The sequence below is a fragment of the Streptomyces sp. DH10 genome (assembly GCF_029813805.1).
In the GTDB taxonomy this organism is placed as follows: Bacteria; Actinomycetota; Actinomycetes; order Streptomycetales; family Streptomycetaceae; genus Streptomyces; species Streptomyces coeruleofuscus.
Window position 1 is genome coordinate 336,809 of sequence record NZ_JARVKU010000001.1, and the last position, 15,932, is coordinate 352,740.

Sequence of the window (15,932 nt, forward strand, 5' to 3'; positions counted from 1 at the left end):
TGAGCTTACGAGCGGCCCTTGGCCACCGGTTGATCGCCTCTGCCCGTACGGCAGTAGGGTGACGCCCGTGGCACCACGACCCTTGCATGAAATCGTCGAAGCGGGCTGGGCGAAGGCCCTGGAACCGGTGGCCGAACGCGTCGCCGCGATGGGGGACTTCCTCCGCGCGGAGATCGCCGCGGGGCGCACCTACCTCCCGGCCGGGCCGAACGTGTTGCGGGCCTTCCAGCAGCCCTTCGACGACGTACGGGTCCTGATCGTCGGTCAGGACCCGTATCCGACCCCGGGGCACGCGGTGGGGCTGTCGTTCTCGGTCGCGCCCGAGGTGCGGCCGCTGCCCGGCAGCCTCATCAACATCTTCCGCGAGCTGAACGCCGATCTGGGACTGCCGCAGCCGTCCAGCGGTGACCTCACGCCGTGGACGCAGCAGGGCGTGCTGCTGCTCAACAGGGCGCTCACCACCGCCCCGCGCAAGCCCGGAGCCCACCGGGGCAAGGGCTGGGAAGAGGTCACCGAGCAGGCGATCCGGGCCCTGGCGGCGCGCGGCAAGCCCTTGGTGTCCATCCTGTGGGGCCGCGACGCCCGCAATCTGCGCCCGCTGCTCGGCGACCTGCCCTCCGTGGAATCCGCCCACCCGTCCCCCATGTCGGCGGACCGGGGCTTCTTCGGCTCCCGTCCGTTCAGCCGGGCCAACGACCTGCTGATCCGTCAGGGCGGCCAACCGGTGGACTGGCGCCTGCCGTGACCGGTGCGTCGGAAGGCTCCGGCTTTCTCGCCGTGGACTCCGGCGGGTCCGGACTCCGGGTGGTGGTGGGAACCGCCGAGCGCGGACCGCTCGCCCGGCGGGCGTCCGACGAGCCGGTGCGCACGGGTGACCGGGGCATCGACCCGGAGCACTTCATGGCGCGACTCGTGCCTCTGGTGCGTGCCCTGACCGCCGAGGCCGGTCCTGTGCGACTGACCGCCGCCGTCGTCGGCGCGGCCGGGCTGGCCTCCCTCGGTGCCGGGCTGCGCGCCGAACTGCCGGATGCCCTGGCGCGGGAGTTCGGTGTACGGAGGGTCGCGCTGGCCGCCGACGCGGTGACCGCGTACGTGGGTGCTCTCGGGCCCCGGCCGGGTGCCGTGATCGCCGGTGGTACGGGACTGATCGCGATCGGCACCGACCTGACGAGCTGGCGTCGGGCGGACGGCTGGGGCCATCTGCTCGGCGACTGCGGCGGCGGTGCCTGGATCGGGCGGGCCGGGCTGGAGGCCGCACTGCGGGCCCATGACGGCAGGGAAGGCGGCTCGGCCCGGCTGCTGGCCTGCGCCGAGGACGTCTTCGGGCCCGTGGCCGGGCTGCCCGGCGCGCTGTATCCACGGCCGGACCGGCCCGCCGTCCTCGCCTCGTTCGCGCCCCGGGTGGCCGCCTGCGCGGAGGAGGACCCCGTGGCGGCGGGCATCCTGGGTGCGGCCGTCCGGCACATGGCCGACTCCGCGGCGGCCGTGTGCCCCGTCGGCGGCGAGTCGCGCGTCGCCGTCACCGGCGGCCTGTTCAAGATCGGCGACCCGCTCCTCGCACCCCTCGACGAGGAACTGGCGAAGCGGCTCCCGCACGCGCGACGGGTGCCGGCCGAGGGCGATCCGCTGCACGGCTCGGTGCGCATGGCGGCCGAGCTGAGCGCCGGTCCGCTCACCCTGCCGGGTGACGAGACCATGTTGAGCTTGACCACCCGATCGGGTGATTGATCCGATCACGCACCATCCGCACGTCATTCAATCCGCACGTCACTCATCAGACAAAACCGGACGGATACCGCTCACCTGACCCCTCCCCGAACAGGGGAGCCCAAGAAGCCAGTAACATGCGGCGCCATGAGTTCCCCCACTGGACCCGAGTCCGGCCTCCCAGTACGAATGCCGCGACCCCGCCAGCCCGGACGGCACCGCCGCCCGGAGCCGCTGGTGGCTCCCGAGGGCGCGCCCGCGCTCGTCCTCGCCGTGCCGGGCACGCCCAGTAGCGCCACCCGCAGCCTCGCCGAAGAGGTCGTGAGCATCGCCCGCTCCGAGCTGCCCGGCCTCGACGCCCGCATCGGGTACCTCGACGGGGACAACGCGGAGTTCCCCACGCTCCAGGCCGTGCTCACGTACGCCGCCGAGGAGCGCACCGCCCGCTTCGAGCAGGCGCGTGCCGCCGGTATGGACGTCAGGGAGCCCGACGGGCCGGCCGCCGTCGTCGTGCCGCTGCTCGCCGGCCCGGACAGCGCGCTGCTGCGCCGGGTCCGCCAGGCCGTCATGGAGAGCCGGATCGCCGCCGAGCTGACCGATGTCCTCGGTCCGCACCCGCTGCTCGCCGAGGCGCTGCACGTGCGGCTCTCCGAGGCCGGCCTGGCCCGTGCGGACCGCGCCCGGCTGTTCACCGTGGCCACCGCCGCCGACGGCATCATCCTGGCCTCCGTGGGCGGTGACGAGGCCGTGCAGGCGGCCGGGATCACCGGCATGCTGCTCGCCGCGCGCCTCGCGGTGCCGGTGATGGCGGCGGCCCTGGACCAGGAGGGCTCCATCGCGTCCGTCGCCGAGCAGCTGCGCAACTCGGGTTCGCAGCAGCTGGCCCTCGCGCCGTATCTGATCGGCCCGGAGATCGAGCCGGGGCTGGTCGAGGAGGCCGCGAAGGAGGCGGAGTGCTCCGCCGCCGAGTCGCTCGGGGCGTACCCGGCGATCGGGAAGCTGGCGCTGGCCAAGTACACGACGGCGCTGGGCATCGCGCCGCAGCAGGCTCAGGGCACGCCGGTTCGCTGACGTCCCCGGTACATCCGAGAAGGCCCGCCCCCGGTCAGGGGCGGGCCTTCGTCGTCGGGGCGGTGCCCCCCCGTATCCCCGTCAGCCGAGGATCACGCAAGACGCCGCCGTCACTCCGATCGAGCCGGCGCGTCGCGGAATGCCCGTGCGCGGGTCGGTGGCGAACCAGGTCACGTCGCCCGAGCGTTCGTTGGCGACGTAGAGGAAGCCGTCGGACGCCGTGAGGGCGCGGGGCCAGTGGCCGCCGCAGGGCACCGTGGCGATCAGCCGCAGTCGCTCGCCCTCGACGGCGAGCACGGACAGGACGTCTTCGCCGCGCGTGGCGGTCCACACGAAGCGGCCGTCGGGCGAGGTGACGATGCCCGAGGGGTAGGCGTCGCCCGCCGGTGCGCCGGGCAGGACCCGGGTCTCGGTCAGCGGTGTCAGCACGCCTTCGGCCCCGTCCCAGCGGCAGACGGTGACGGAGGGGGTGAGTTCGTTCACCACGTACGCGTACGACCCTTCCGGGTGGAAGGCGAGGTGGCGCGGGCCCGAGCCGGGCCGCAGGGCGGTCTCCTTGTGCAGGGCGAGGGCGCCGTCCGTCAGCGTGCAGACCCGCACGGAGTCGGTTCCGAGGTCGACGCTGACGGCCCAGCGGCCGCCCGGGTCGGGTTGCACCTGGTGGGCGTGCGGACCCTGCTGGCGCGGGCTGTGCGGGCCCGAGCCGGTGTGCTGGAGCACGCCTGCGGCGGACCGGGCGAGGGTGCCGTCCGGGCGGAGGGGGATCGCGGTGACGCTGCCGGAGCCGTAGTTGGCGGTCAGGACGTGTCCGGCGAACAGGCTGAGGTGGGTCGGCCCGCTCCCGCCGACCGGCACCGGCGGCCCGGCCGGCTCGGGCCTGTCCCCGTCCACGCGGTAGGCGGCCACCGCACCCTCGGCCGTCTCACTGACCGCGTAGAGCGTGCGGGCGTCGGGGGACAGTGCCAGGTAGGCGGGGTCGGGGACGGCGTCGACGCCGCTCAGGGCGGTCAGCGCGCCGCTGTCGGCGTCGACGGCCGCCGTCACGATCCCGGGGCCGCCGGCCGCCGTGAACGACCCGATGTACGCCCGCCGCCTGCCGCCGTCCGCCACCGCTGTCCCCTCTCGTCCCCGAACGCGTCCTCAACCGTCCGGAACGCCCGCGCAGCCGATCATGCGCGGTCTAGACCAAACGGTCAAGGACGTCGCCGGGCCCGGCTCGCGCCCAGCGCCCCGGCGCCCCGGCGAACGGCAAACGGCAAACGGCGGGGCAAGCGGTGAGCGGCGCGGGGCGGTACGGCGCGGGGCGGTACGGCGCGGCGCGGGGCGGGGCGGGGCGGTACGGCGCGGCGCGGGGCGGGGCGGGGCGGTACGGCGCGGGGCGGTACGGCGCGGGGCGGGGCGGTACGGCGCGGGGCGGGGCGGTACGGCGCGGGGCGGTACGGCGCGGGGCGGGGCGGTACGGCGCGGGGCGGGGCGGTACGGCGCGGGGCGGGGCGGTACGGCGCAGGGCGGGGCGGTACGGCGCAGGGCGGTACGGCGCAGGGCGGTACGGCGCGGGGCGGTACGGCGCGGGGCGGTACGGCGCGGGGCGCCGCAGATAAGCCGAAGCGGCGAACCCACGACGATACGCAGCGGCCGAACGGGCCCGACGAGGGCCCCCTCAGCGCCGTACAGCGCTCACGCGTCGACCAGCGGTGAACCCGACGGCGTGCGGAGGGGGCGGGCGAGTTCCGCCAGGGCCCGTTCCAGGCCGTGCAGGTGGGCCAGGGCGGGTTCCGTCGCGGCGGAGTCGTCCGTCTGGACCGAGACGTCTCCGCCGTCGGTGAGCGCCTCGACCGCGGCCTGCACGCGATGGCAGGCGGCGGCCAGGCGGGCGTCGTGAGAGGCCTCCGGGTCCGCCGCGACGGCCACCAGGCCCCGGATCTCCCGGGCGCAGTCGTCGAGGAGGGCGAGCACGTGCCGGGCGCGTCGCTTGCGGCCGAGCATCGGGTTCAGCGGGTGCACCAGCGGCGCGACCGAGAGCCGTACGCGGGCGAGCAGCTGCTCCAGTTCCGCGACCCGCGGGGCCGGATCGGCGTCGGCCGCGCCCGCCAGGCGCCGGGCGGTCTCGGCGGTGCAGGCGTGGACACAGCGCAGGGCCCGCTGGATCCAGGCGTCGGTGACGCTGTGGGTGGTGACGGGCAGTAGCAGGATCACGGCCAGCGCGGCACCGAGCGCTCCGACGCCGGTCTCGGCGAGCCGCAGGGCCAGCAGACCGGGGCCGAGCACGCCGAGCAGGCCGTAGAGCAGCCCGGCGAGGAGGGTCACCCAGAGCATCATCCAGGTGTAGGAGACGGCGGCCGTGTAGAAGATGCCGAAGACGCAGGCGGCGGCGAGGACGGCCGTGGCGGTCGGGTCACCGTGCACGGGCATGGCGACGACCAGTCCGAGGGCGATGCCGATGACCGTGCCGAGGAGTCGCCGGAAGCCGCGGACCAGGGTCTCGCCGCGCGAGGTGGTGTTGACGAAGATCCACCAGGTGGCGCCGACGGCCCAGTACCAGCGCTGCCCGGACACCAGCTGGCCCACGACGAGGGCGAACCCCGCGCCGGCGGTGGCCTGGATCGCCTGGCGGGTGGTCACGCGGGCCAGCCCGGTACCGCCCGGCGGGGCGGGCACGACGGCCGGCGGCAGGCTGCGCTCGTAGCACCACAGTCCGAAGCGCACCACGGCGGCGGTGAGGACGGACAGCAGCAGCGCGGCGTAGAGCTCGGGCAGCTGGTCCGTGGTGGCGTGCAGGAACTGAGCCACGAAGAAGGTCATGAACGCGAACACGCCGAGGCTGTGCCCGCGCGGACCCCAGCGGCGCGCGTACACCCCCGCGCCGACCACGGCGAGGAAGGTGAGATCGCGGGCGACCGGGTGGTCGTGCAGTCCGGCCGCGGCGGTGAGCACGGGCAGTCCGACGGCGGGCAGCAGGGCCGTGGTGACCGCCTGGCCGCGCACGGTGGCGTCGGTGACGGTGAACAGGGCGAGCAGGGCGGCGAGACCGCCGGTGACGGCCCCCGTGAGGGAGTGCCCGGCGAGGCCGCACACGGCGACCGCGAGCGCGATGCCGAGCACGGCACGCGTGGCGAACCGCAACCGCGTCCGCCCCGGATCCGGAGCCACGAACACCCTCTTCAGCACCACTTACCGCCCCCTTCGGAACGCCGGATGAGCAAGCATGAAAAAGGCGCCGCGGGGTCCGCAGCGCCATCGACGCCTCCATATCAGCATCCCGGACGCCACTGGCTCAACAGGCTCCTTCTAGACTGGGCCATTGGTACAGCCGGAGCGGCCGGAGAGCGGCCGGAGCAGGGCCAACGGACGAGGAGGGCGCGGCATGGCCGTGGACGAGCTCGACACCCGCATCCTGCGGCTGCTGCTGGAGCAGCCGCGCACGAGCGTGCGCGAGTACGCCCGTCTCCTCGGCGTCGCCCGGGGCACGTTGCAGGCCCGGCTCGACCGCCTGGAGCGGGACGGCGTGATCACCGGCACGGCGCCGGCCCTCTCCCCTGCCGCGCTCGGGCACCCGGTGCTCGCGTTCGTGCACATCGAGGTCACCCAGGGCCATCTCGACGAGGTGGGAGACGCGCTGGCGGCGGTGCCCGAGATCGTCGAGGCGTTCTCCATCACGGGCGGCGGGGACCTGCTCACCCGGGTCGTGGCGCGGGACAACGCGCATCTGGAGGATGTCGTCCAGAAGCTGATCAGCCTGCCCGGGGTCGTCCGCACCCGCACCGAGATCGCCCTGCGCGAGCGCGTCCCCCACCGGCTGCTGCCGCTGGTGGAGTCGATCGGCCGCGCGGCCCGGGCCTGACCCCGGCGGTCCAGGGATCATGGTCTTTGACATGCTGGAAGCATGAGCAGTCTCGGCGGCATATCGGTCATCTTCGATCTCGACGGAACGCTCGTGGACAGCGAGCCGAACTACTACGAGGCGGGCCGGCAGACCCTCGCCGAGCACGGCGTCCCCGACTTCGGCTGGACGGACCACGAGCGGTACGTCGGCATCAGCACGCACGAGACGGTCGCGGACTGGATCGGGCGGTACGGCCTGCGGGCTTCCGTGGAGGAGCTGTTCACCGCCAAGAACCGCCGCTATCTGGAACTGGCCCGCAGCTCCACGCGTGCGTACCCCGAAATGCGCAAGTTCGTCGAGTTGCTGGCGGCCGAAGGCGTACCCATGGCCGTGGCCTCGGGGTCCTCGCCCGAGGCCATCGAGGCGGTCTTGGCGGGCACGGGCCTGGACACCCATCTGCGGACGGTCGTCTCGGCTGACGAGGTCGTGCACGGCAAGCCGGCCCCCGACGTCTTCCTGGAGGCGGCCCGCCGGCTCGGCGCGGACCCGGCGGCCTGCGTGGTGCTGGAGGACGCCGCCCCGGGCGCCGCCGCCGCGCACGCGGCGGGGATGCGCTGCATCGCCCTCCCCTACGTCGCCGCCCAGGCCGACGCACCGGAGTTCGCCACCGCCAGTCTGCTGCTGCGGGGCGGGCAGGAGGAGTTCACGGCACAAGCCGCGTACGAATGGCTCCTGAACTCCGCCGGCCTTTCCTGAACTTCACCCCTCCCGCCCCGTTGACGCTCCCCCGTCCCCTCCCTAGGGTCTGGTCGACCATCCGCACGGCGTTCGATATATCGATCACGCCGAGTACCGTGGACTCTTGGAGGAGCACACATGGCACGGCCCCTCTCCAGAAGGACCCTTCTTCAGGCAGCGGCGATCGCCGCTGCCGCGCCCGCGCTCTCCGAGACGACGGCCGGACGGGCAACGGCGGCTCCCGCGGCCGCGGTCGCCGCGGCGGCAGCGATGGACGTCCCGTCCGCCTGGACCGTACGGCCCTTCGACCTGGAGGACGTGAGCCTCGGCCGGGGCGTCTTCGCCGACAAGCGGCAGCTGATGCTGGACCACGCCCGCGGCTACGACGTGAACCGGCTGCTCCAGGTGTTCCGCGCCAACGCCGGTCTCGCCACGGGCGGCGCGGTCGCCCCCGGCGGCTGGGAGGGGCTGGACGGCGAGGCCAACGGCAACCTGCGGGGTCACTACACCGGCCACTTCCTGACCATGCTGGCGCAGGCGTACCGCGGCACGGAGGAGCGGGTGTTCGCCGACCGGATCGGCACCATGGTCGGGGCGCTGACCGAGGTGCGCGCGGCGCTGCGGCGGGACCCGGCGGTACTGAGCGTCGCCGGCAGGTTCGGGACCGCCGCGGATCAGGTGCGCGGCTCCTACCAGTACGTGGATCTGCCGGCGGCGGTGCTCGGCGGGGCCTCGGCGATCACGCTCTCCGTCTGGGTGCGGCCCACGCACGACGCCGACTGGGCCCGCGTCTTCGACTTCGGCGACGACACCACCCGTTACCTGTATCTGGCCGCCCGCAACCAGGCCGGAGTGCCGCGCTTCGCCATCACCACGTCGGGCCCCGGCGGCGAGCAGGCCCTCGACGGCACGGCCGCGCTGCCGCTGAACCAGTGGAGCCACCTCGCCGTCACGATCGCGGGCGGCACCGGCACGCTCTACGTCAACGGCACCGCCGTGGCGCGGAACACCGCGATGACTCTCAACCCCGCGGCCCTCGGCACGCTGAAGAACAACTGGCTCGGCCGCTCGAACTACTCCGCCGACCCGGTCTTCGCGGGCGCCTTCGAGGAGTTCAACGTCTTCTCGCGGGCGCTGACCGCCACCGAGATCACCGAGTTGCAGAGCCGCCGGGCCGCCGACGCCTCGACGGGCCGGGGCGACCTGGCGTCGTACGCCTTCGACGAGACGGCGGGCGGAACCTTCGCGGACGCCTCCGGCCGGGGACTGACCGCCACCTTGCGCCGCACCTGGGGCGGACCCAGCCACCCCGGGTTCCTCGCGGCGTACCCGGAGACGCAGTTCATCGAACTGGAGTCGAGGACGACCCCCGACTACACCAAGGTGTGGGCGCCGTACTACACCGCGCACAAGATCCTCAGGGGTCTGCTCGACGCGTACACCGCCACGGACGACGACCGCGCCCTCGACCTCGCGTCCGGCATGTGCGACTGGATGTACGCGCGGCTGTCCAAGCTGCCGGAGTCCACGCTCCAGCGCATGTGGGGGATCTTCTCCAGCGGCGAGTTCGGCGGCATCGTCGAGGCGATCTGCGACCTGCACACGATCACCGGCAAGACCGAACACCTCGCGCTGGCCAAGCTGTTCGACCTCGACCGGCTGATCGACGCCTGCGCGGCGAACACCGACGTCCTCGACGGGCTCCACGCCAACCAGCACATCCCGATCTTCACCGGATACGTGCGGCTCTACGACGAGACGGGCGAGGAGCGCTACCTCACGTCGGCGAAGAACTTCTGGGACATGGTCGTACCGCACCGCATGTACGGCATCGGCGGCACCAGCACCGGGGAGTTCTGGAAGGCCCGGGACGTGATCGCGGGCACCATCGGCGGGGCCACCGCCGAGACGTGCTGCGCGTACAACATGCTCAAGCTGAGCCGGACCCTGTTCTTCCACGATCAGGACCCGAAGTACATGGACTACTACGAGCGGGCCCTGTACAACCAGGTGCTCGGTTCGAAGCAGGACAAGCCGGACGCGGAGAAGCCGCTCGTCACGTACTTCATCGGGCTGACGCCCGGTCATGTCCGGGACTACACGCCCAAGCAGGGTACGACCTGCTGCGAGGGCACCGGCATGGAGAGCGCCACGAAGTACCAGGACTCGGTGTACTTCGCGAGGTCGGACGGCAGCGCCCTGTACGTCAATCTGTACAGCCCGTCCACACTGACCTGGGCGGAGAAGGGTGTCACGGTCACGCAGACCACCCGCTATCCGCAGGAGCAGGGCAGCACCCTGACCTTCGGGGGCCGTCGTGCCGCCTTCACGCTGCGGCTGCGGGTGCCGTCGTGGGCGAGCGCCGGATTCCGGGTGACCGTCAACGGGCGTGCGGCGTCCGGGACTCCCAAGCCCGGGAGCTACTTCGACGTGTCACGGACCTGGCGGGCCGGTGACACCGTCCGCATCGCCATGCCGTTCCGGACGCGGGTGGAGAAGGCCCTCGACGACCCGTCACTGCAAATGCTGTTCCACGGCCCGGTCAACCTGGTCGCCCGCGACGCCGCGACGGAGTACCTGAAGGTCGGGCTGTACGGCCGTGCCGGACTGTCCGGTGACCTGTCGCACTCCCTCACACCGGTGCCGGGCAAGCCGCTGCACTTCACGCTGGACGGGAGGGAGTGGGCGCCGTTCGCCGAGGGGACGGAGGATCCGACGCACGCCTACTTCCGACGCTCGGAGCCGAAGGTCGTCTTCGGCGGCCGGGACTCGGGCGTCGCCAACCCGGCGAAGCCGGACGGCACCACACTGCTGGACGAGGTCTGGGCGGGGGCGCCGTTCCGGAACAAGGGGGCGCTGGTGGCCCGGGTGCGGTCCACGGTGGACGCGTGGGTGACGGCCGGGCTGCTGAGCAGGGCGGACGGCGACAAGGTGGTGAGCACGGCGGGCGCGGCCTCGTACCAGCCGTGAGCCTTTCCGACCGGGTCCGGTGCCGAGGGCGGCACAGCACCGGACCCGGTCGGTTCACAAAATTTTTTGCGGCAGCGGTGATTGTTTCGCCCCTGGCATCCGTACCTCCTGGCGTTGGGCCGTTCATATCCCAGGAGGCACGATGCGCATCTCGCGCAGCACGGCAGGAACCGCGTTCGTGAGCGGTGCGTTGATCCTTACGCTCACCGCGCTCGCCTACCCGAGCATGCTGGGCGTGGAAAACGCGGCTTCCGGCCAGGACCGCATCATCGCCAACACCCAGTACGGGCCGCTGACCGAGGCGGACCGCGACTTCGTGGTCCGCGTGCGCGCGGCCGGTCTGTGGGAGTACCCGCTAGGGCAGCTGATCATGCAGCGGAGCTCGTCGAAGGAGATGCGGGAGGTCGCCGAGCATCTGCTCGTGGGTCACGGCCGGCTCGACGCGGGCTGCCGCAAGGTCTCCACGGACCTGGGAATCACCCTGCCGAACGAGCCGTCGCCGCAGCAGCAGCAGTTCGTGGCGACGGCGGAAGGCAGCACCGGCAAGGAGTTCGAGTCCACGGCCGTGACCATCATGCGTGTCGCGCATGGGGGCATCTTCCCGACGATTGCCAAGATCCGGGCGACCACCCGGAACAGCCTCGTGCGGGAACTCGCAGACACGACCAACGACACTGTTCTCGACCACATCACGGTCCTGGAGAAGACCGGCCTGATCAACCAAGAGCAGGTCAGCTTCCAGATCACCGCCCCGCCCAAGCTGCCCCAGGAGCAGACGACGCCGCCGCCGCCCCAGCAGGGTGCGCCGGTCCGCGTGCTGCCGATCCCCGAAGACCTGAAGGATCTGCAGACGGTCGCCCCCAACCCGTCCTACGGGCAGCCGCAGCCGTCCCCGCCGGCCGGGTGAACCAGGGGCGGGCCGGGGATCGCGCTCCGGCGGCGGGCCCCCAGGCTACGAACGGCGGCGCGGTTTGCCGCGCCTGCCGCCCTTGGGGGCACCGCGCCCGCTCCGACCGGCCGACTGCCCACCCTTGCCTGTGGGCTTCGCAGCCGCCGACCTCCCGGCCGCCGACTCCCCAGGCACCGGCTTTCGTCGGGCGCCGCCCTTGGGATTCCCCTCCGGAAGAGCCGGCCTGCGGCCGCGCGTGCTGTTGACCGTGCGGCCGCGCACGATGCCGATGAAGTCCTCCACCTCGTCCGTGGTCGCGTCCTCGGGCCAGGCCAGGGCCACACTCGACTCGGGGGCGTCCTTGAGCGGACGGTGCGTGAGGTCCTTGCGGTGGTGGAGGCGGGCCAGCGACAGGGGGACGATGAGCACGCCGATCCCCGCCGCGACGAGTTCGACGGCGTCGGGCGTCGTGGCGGGTCGTTCGAAGGCGGGCCGTCCGGGGAGGTTCTCCCAGTCGAGGACGTCGTCCAGGGGATGCAGCACGATGTCGTCGGACAGATCCTCCGGGGACACCTCGTCGACGGCCGTGACCAGGTGGTCCTTGGGCACCACGACGACCGTCTGCTCGGTGTAGAGGGGGATCGCGCTGAGGACCGTCCGGTCGACGGGGAGGCGTACGAGGCCCGCGTCGGCGTCCCCGTCCAGCAGCCGCCCGGCCGCCGCTCCGGCGGGCACCTGCGTCAGGGCCAGCGGGACGTCGGGGTGCCGCTCGTTCCAGACGCGCAGCCACTTGTCGGGCATCACACCCGGGACGTACACGAGCCGGAACGACGATGATTCTTCCGAGCCTGTCACCTGGCCAGGTTACCGGCCGTGGTAAGCGGTCGTGGTCAGCGGTCGCGCACACGCTCGATACCCTGGGGCTCATGACGTCGCACCAGAGCACCCAGACCATGAAGCCCGCGACCGCGGCGAAGAAGCTGGGTGTGTACCTCGAGGCCACACCCGCCGAGTTCCAGGAGGGCGTCGTCTCGCGCGCCGAGCTGAACGAGCTCCAGGCGAACCCGCCGCAGTGGCTTCAGGACCTGCGGAGCAACGGCCCGCACCCCCGCCCGGCGGTCGCCGCGAAGCTCGGCGTCTCCATCGCGGGTCTCGCCCGCGGCGGCGTCACCGAGCCCCTCACCACCGAGCAGATCGAGACGCTGAAGCGGGAGAGCCCCGAGTGGCTCGAGCGGGAGCGCGCCACCCAGGCGGAGGTCCGCAAGGAGGCGGATCGCATCAAGAGGAAGAACGCCGAGCGCGCCGAGTGCAGCGGCTGACCTCGAACCTTCTCTCACACGGCCCCAACCGGTCCATCCGGTTGGGGCCGCTGTCGTTTTCCGGGCCCTGCCACGGCCTCGTGTGACCTCGGTGAAATCTTTCAGCCATGTCTTGACATGGTGATGAAACGATCCGTAGCTTGGCCGATCATTTAGATTCGTGAAGTTGGTTCACGGATATGAACGGAGGCATCCATGCGGGATCGCCGACGCTGTATCGATGTGCGGTTCCGCGGCGGGCACCGTCTGGCCGCCGCGCTCGCCGTCTCGGGGCTCCTGTTCGGAACGACCGCCTGCGGCTCCGGTTCCGGCAACGCCCGGGCCGGCGATCCGAACACGCTGGAGGTGTGGACCCGGAGCGATCCGGATTCCGCCCAGACCTACAAGCGGGTGTTCGCCGCCTTCACCGAGAAGACCGGCATCAAGATCGACTACCAGCCGGTCATGAACTTCGACCAGCAGTTGCAGAGCCGCGCGTCCACCAAGGACCTGCCGGACGTCATGATCAACGACACGGCCCTGATGGGCAGTTACCAGGGCCAAGGCCTCCTCAAGCCCGTCACACCGGCCTCGATCGCCGGACACGGCGAGATCACCGCCAAGTCGTGGTCGTCCACCGTAGGCCGCGACGGCAGGCACTACGGCATCCCGTACTCCCGCCAGGCCATGACGCTGTTCGTCCGCAAGGACTGGCGCGAGAAGCTCGGCCTGCCGCAGCCGAAGACCTGGCAGGACACGCTCGCCCTCGCCAAGGCCTTCGCCACGCGCGACCCGGACGGGGACGGGAAAAGGGACACGTACGGCATGGTCGTGCCCGGCAGCGCGCAGAACGGCTATGTCGCCTGGTGGGGTGCGAGCTGGCTGTGGCAGGGCGGTGTGCGGATCGTCGAGAAGGAAGGCACCGGCTACCGGCCCGCCATGGACTCGGCGGCCGCCCTGCGCACCGTCACCTGGATGAAGGACAACCTCTTCTGTGGTGACAACGGTGTCATCCAGCCCAGCGCCCTCACCTCCGTCACCGCGAACACCACCAACTTCCAGGACGGCAACGCCGGGATGTACCTCACCGGCCCGTACAACATCTCCACGTTCGACAAGGCGCTCGGCAAGGCCACGTACGAGGTGCTGCCCGCCCCCGCGGGCCCGGCCGGGAACGACGTGCTGGCCGACGGCGAGAACATCTACTTCGGCGCCAGGACCGGGAAGGCGAAGCAGGAGCGGGCGCTGGCCGCGTTCCTGATCTCCCCCGAGGGTCAGACGCTCGCCATGACGGGCGACCACCAGCCCGTCGTGCGGATCCCCGTCAACTCCACGCTGGACGCGGCGAAGGTGCGGGGCGACGCGCGCTGGAGCGTCGTGCAGAAGGCCTACGAGGACGACTCACAGCAGTTCCCCAACGCGCCGGACTGGGCCCCCATCAAGCAGGACACGGCCGATTCCCTCAACGCCCTGTTCACGTACTGCGGCAGTGACGTCAAGGCCGGTCTCAAGGAACTCAACGACACCCTCGCCGGTGACCTCAAGGACCAGGACCTGTTGAAATGACAGCGACCGTGACGACACCCGGGCCGCGCAGAGCCCGGGTCCTCAGCAAGAAAGCCGTACTCGGCAAGAAGGCCGTACTGCCCTGGCTGTTCCTCGCGCCGGGTCTGCTGCTCGCCCTGGTCTTCAAGTTCCTCCCCATGGGCAAGGGCGTCTGGCTCAGCTTCTTCGACGTGCGGCCCTTCCTCGGTGACCAGTGGGTCGGCCTCGACAACTACACGCGGGTCCTGACCGACCACCGCTTCCAGGACGCCATCGGCCACACCCTGGTCCTCGGCCTCGGCATGTCCCTCGGCGGCATCGTCGCCGGCTTCCTCCTGGCCTTGCTGCTCGAAGGCCAGGCCCGGTCACTGAAGATCATCCGTACCGCCGTCTTCCTGCCCGTCGTCACCGCCACCGCGGTGGTCGGCGAGATGTGGCGGCTGATGTACTACCCGACCTCCGACGGCCTGATCAACAGCGGTCTCGGGCTCCTCGGCCTGGGGCCCGTGCCCTACCTCGACAACCCCGACACGGCGCTGTGGGCGACGATGGCCATGGGCATCTGGATGCTCGCCCCCTACAACATGGTGATCATCCTCGCCGGACTGGCGGGTGTGGACCGCTCGCTGTACGAGGCCGCCGCGATGGACGGGGTGTCGCTGTGGCAGCGGCTGCGGCACATCACCCTGCCCGCCATCCGCCCGGCCCTCGGCATCGTCCTCACCCTCGCCGCGATCCGCGGGCTGCGCGTCTTCACCGAGGTGTACGTCCTCACGGGCGGCGGCCCGGCCGGGTCCACCGACGTCTGGATGACCCGGGCCTACACCCTCGGCTTCTCCCGCAACGACATCGGCGGCGCCTCGGCCGCCTCCGTGCTCCTGCTCTGCGTGACGCTGCTGCTCACCGTCACGGTCAACTACATCCGCAAGAGGGGAGACGTGAGATGAGCGCGCCCGCCATCGAGCCCGTCCGGACCCCGGTGACCGCCTCGCCCGAACGGAAGTCCGCCGGGAAGCGGCGCACCACCCCCGCCCGTTTCGACACCGCCCTCGGCTGGAGCGACCGGCCGGGCCCCGCCTGGGCGCTCCGCGTCCTGCTCTGCGCGCTCGCCCTGGGCGTCTTCGCGGCGCCGTTCCTGACGGTCTTCTCCGGTTCCTTCAGCGAGAAGGCCAGCGGTTCGACCCTGTCGTTCCTCCCCCACCACCCGAGCCTGCTGAACTTCCAGGTGGCCGGCGAGCGCGGCATCTGGGACTACTTCGGCAACTCCCTGGTCATCGCGGGCGGCGGACTGCTGCTCCAGCTCGTCGTCTGCACGCTCGCCGCCTACGCCCTGGCCCGGCACAGGTTCCGCGGGCAGGCGCTGATCCTGACCCTGTTCATGCTGACGATGATGCTCCCCGAGGAGGTCATCGCCATCCCGCTGTCCCTGGTCCTCGGTCATGTGCCCGTGGTGGGACTCGATCTGAAGGGCACCGTCTGGGGCGTGATCCTGCCGCTCGGCGCCTGGGGCTTCTCGGTGATGGTGCTCACCGAGTTCATGAAGGACATCCCCGCCGAGATCGAGGAGGCCGCCCGCATCGACGGCGTCGGTGAGCTGCGGATGCTGTGGCAGGTCGTCCTGCCACTGTGCAAGCCCGCGCTCGGCGTGGCCGGGGTGCTCGGCTTCATCATGATCTGGGACCAGTACCTGCTGCCCCTGATCGCCGCCAAGGACCCCACCGACTACACGGTCACCGTGGCCCTGTCCATCCTGCGCACCGACCCCGAGGTCGGCTCGGGCGTGGTGCTGGCCGGTGCGGTGATCGCCCTGGTCCCCAGCCTGATCGTCTATCTGCTCCTCCAGCGCTCGCTGGTCACCGGCATCGCCGCCGGTGCCACGAAGGGCTGACCA

General features: G+C 71.9%; 15 protein-coding genes. 12 read left to right on the top strand and 3 right to left on the bottom strand.

Features of this window, described 5'->3' with window-relative positions; all coding sequences use genetic code 11:
- Positions 1-67 precede the first annotated feature (67 nt).
- From QC385_RS01500 to QC385_RS01510, 3 genes are all read left to right on the top strand, one after another.
- Positions 68-745: a uracil-DNA glycosylase gene (locus QC385_RS01500; RefSeq protein ID WP_031120513.1), complete on the top strand. Its 678-nt coding sequence runs from the start codon at positions 68-70 to the stop codon at positions 743-745.
- Positions 742-1,728, top strand: coding sequence for an N-acetylglucosamine kinase (locus QC385_RS01505; protein WP_279539393.1), 987 nt, complete (start codon positions 742-744; stop codon positions 1,726-1,728). The genes QC385_RS01500 and QC385_RS01505 overlap by 4 nt, the downstream gene beginning before the upstream one ends.
- A gap of 126 nt (positions 1,729-1,854) precedes the next feature.
- Positions 1,855-2,778: a sirohydrochlorin chelatase gene (locus QC385_RS01510; RefSeq protein WP_279539394.1), complete on the top strand. Its 924-nt coding sequence runs from the start codon at positions 1,855-1,857 to the stop codon at positions 2,776-2,778.
- Positions 2,779-2,859: 81 nt separating this feature from the next.
- Here the strand turns inward: QC385_RS01510 and QC385_RS01515 are convergent, their stop codons facing one another.
- The gene (locus QC385_RS01515; RefSeq protein ID WP_279539395.1) at positions 2,860-3,888 is read right to left on the bottom strand and encodes a lactonase family protein; all 1,029 of its coding nucleotides are present in this window, start codon (positions 3,886-3,888) and stop codon (positions 2,860-2,862) included.
- 164 nt (positions 3,889-4,052) lie between these two features.
- On the opposite strand from QC385_RS01515, the gene QC385_RS01520 reads away from it, so the two are divergent.
- Positions 4,053-4,379: a hypothetical protein gene (locus QC385_RS01520; protein WP_279539396.1), complete on the top strand. Its 327-nt coding sequence runs from the start codon at positions 4,053-4,055 to the stop codon at positions 4,377-4,379.
- 76 nt (positions 4,380-4,455) lie between these two features.
- On the opposite strand, the gene QC385_RS01525 is transcribed toward QC385_RS01520, so the two are convergent.
- Positions 4,456-5,946 (bottom strand): FUSC family protein, encoded by a 1,491-nt coding sequence (locus QC385_RS01525; protein WP_279539753.1) that lies wholly within the window; start codon positions 5,944-5,946, stop codon positions 4,456-4,458.
- A 196-nt stretch (positions 5,947-6,142) separates the two neighbouring features.
- On the opposite strand from QC385_RS01525, the gene QC385_RS01530 reads away from it, so the two are divergent.
- The 4 genes from QC385_RS01530 to QC385_RS01545 all read left to right on the top strand — a co-directional run bounded on the left by QC385_RS01530 (position 6,143) and on the right by QC385_RS01545 (position 11,216).
- Positions 6,143-6,619, top strand: coding sequence for an Lrp/AsnC family transcriptional regulator (locus tag QC385_RS01530; protein ID WP_086601434.1), 477 nt, complete (start codon positions 6,143-6,145; stop codon positions 6,617-6,619).
- Positions 6,620-6,661: 42 nt separating this feature from the next.
- A complete protein-coding gene (locus QC385_RS01535) occupies positions 6,662-7,357 on the top strand; it encodes an HAD family hydrolase (protein WP_279539397.1) in 696 nt (231 codons plus the stop codon).
- A 120-nt stretch (positions 7,358-7,477) separates the two neighbouring features.
- Positions 7,478-10,309, top strand: coding sequence for a beta-L-arabinofuranosidase domain-containing protein (locus tag QC385_RS01540; protein WP_279539398.1), 2,832 nt, complete (start codon positions 7,478-7,480; stop codon positions 10,307-10,309).
- Between the two features lie 142 nt (positions 10,310-10,451).
- Positions 10,452-11,216, top strand: coding sequence for a DUF4142 domain-containing protein (locus QC385_RS01545; protein WP_279539399.1), 765 nt, complete (start codon positions 10,452-10,454; stop codon positions 11,214-11,216).
- 45 nt (positions 11,217-11,261) lie between these two features.
- On the opposite strand, the gene QC385_RS01550 is transcribed toward QC385_RS01545, so the two are convergent.
- On the bottom strand, positions 11,262-12,053 hold the full coding sequence (locus QC385_RS01550; RefSeq protein WP_279539400.1) for a LysR family transcriptional regulator substrate-binding protein: 792 nt from the start codon (positions 12,051-12,053) through the stop codon (positions 11,262-11,264).
- Between the two features lie 71 nt (positions 12,054-12,124).
- Between QC385_RS01550 and QC385_RS01555 the strand changes: the two genes are divergently transcribed.
- The 4 genes from QC385_RS01555 to QC385_RS01570 all read left to right on the top strand — a co-directional run bounded on the left by QC385_RS01555 (position 12,125) and on the right by QC385_RS01570 (position 15,929).
- Positions 12,125-12,517: a DUF5997 family protein gene (locus QC385_RS01555; RefSeq protein ID WP_279539401.1), complete on the top strand. Its 393-nt coding sequence runs from the start codon at positions 12,125-12,127 to the stop codon at positions 12,515-12,517.
- A gap of 195 nt (positions 12,518-12,712) precedes the next feature.
- Positions 12,713-14,062 carry an ABC transporter substrate-binding protein gene (locus tag QC385_RS01560; RefSeq protein WP_279539402.1) on the top strand — a complete coding sequence of 450 codons (1,350 nt, stop codon included), beginning with the start codon at positions 12,713-12,715 and terminating at the stop codon, positions 14,060-14,062.
- A complete protein-coding gene (locus tag QC385_RS01565) occupies positions 14,059-14,988 on the top strand; it encodes a carbohydrate ABC transporter permease (RefSeq protein ID WP_279539403.1) in 930 nt (309 codons plus the stop codon). The genes QC385_RS01560 and QC385_RS01565 overlap by 4 nt, the downstream gene beginning before the upstream one ends.
- A complete protein-coding gene (locus QC385_RS01570) occupies positions 14,985-15,929 on the top strand; it encodes a carbohydrate ABC transporter permease (protein WP_279539404.1) in 945 nt (314 codons plus the stop codon). Before QC385_RS01565 ends, QC385_RS01570 begins: the two co-directional genes overlap by 4 nt.
- Positions 15,930-15,932: the final 3 nt, after the last annotated feature.

Bases quoted from the DNA above. Each gene is read 5' to 3' on its own strand.
- QC385_RS01510 (WP_279539394.1), top strand. From the start codon at position 1,855: ATGAGTTCCCCCACTGGACCCGAGTCCGGCCTCCCAGTACGAATGCCG.
- QC385_RS01530 (WP_086601434.1), top strand. From the start codon at position 6,143: ATGGCCGTGGACGAGCTCGACACCCGCATCCTGCGGCTGCTGCTGGAG.
- QC385_RS01535 (WP_279539397.1), top strand. From the start codon at position 6,662: ATGAGCAGTCTCGGCGGCATATCGGTCATCTTCGATCTCGACGGAACG.
- QC385_RS01540 (WP_279539398.1), top strand. From the start codon at position 7,478: ATGGCACGGCCCCTCTCCAGAAGGACCCTTCTTCAGGCAGCGGCGATC.
- QC385_RS01545 (WP_279539399.1), top strand. From the start codon at position 10,452: ATGCGCATCTCGCGCAGCACGGCAGGAACCGCGTTCGTGAGCGGTGCG.
- QC385_RS01555 (WP_279539401.1), top strand. From the start codon at position 12,125: ATGACGTCGCACCAGAGCACCCAGACCATGAAGCCCGCGACCGCGGCG.
- QC385_RS01560 (WP_279539402.1), top strand. From the start codon at position 12,713: ATGCGGGATCGCCGACGCTGTATCGATGTGCGGTTCCGCGGCGGGCAC.
- QC385_RS01565 (WP_279539403.1), top strand. From the start codon at position 14,059: ATGACAGCGACCGTGACGACACCCGGGCCGCGCAGAGCCCGGGTCCTC.
- QC385_RS01570 (WP_279539404.1), top strand. From the start codon at position 14,985: ATGAGCGCGCCCGCCATCGAGCCCGTCCGGACCCCGGTGACCGCCTCG.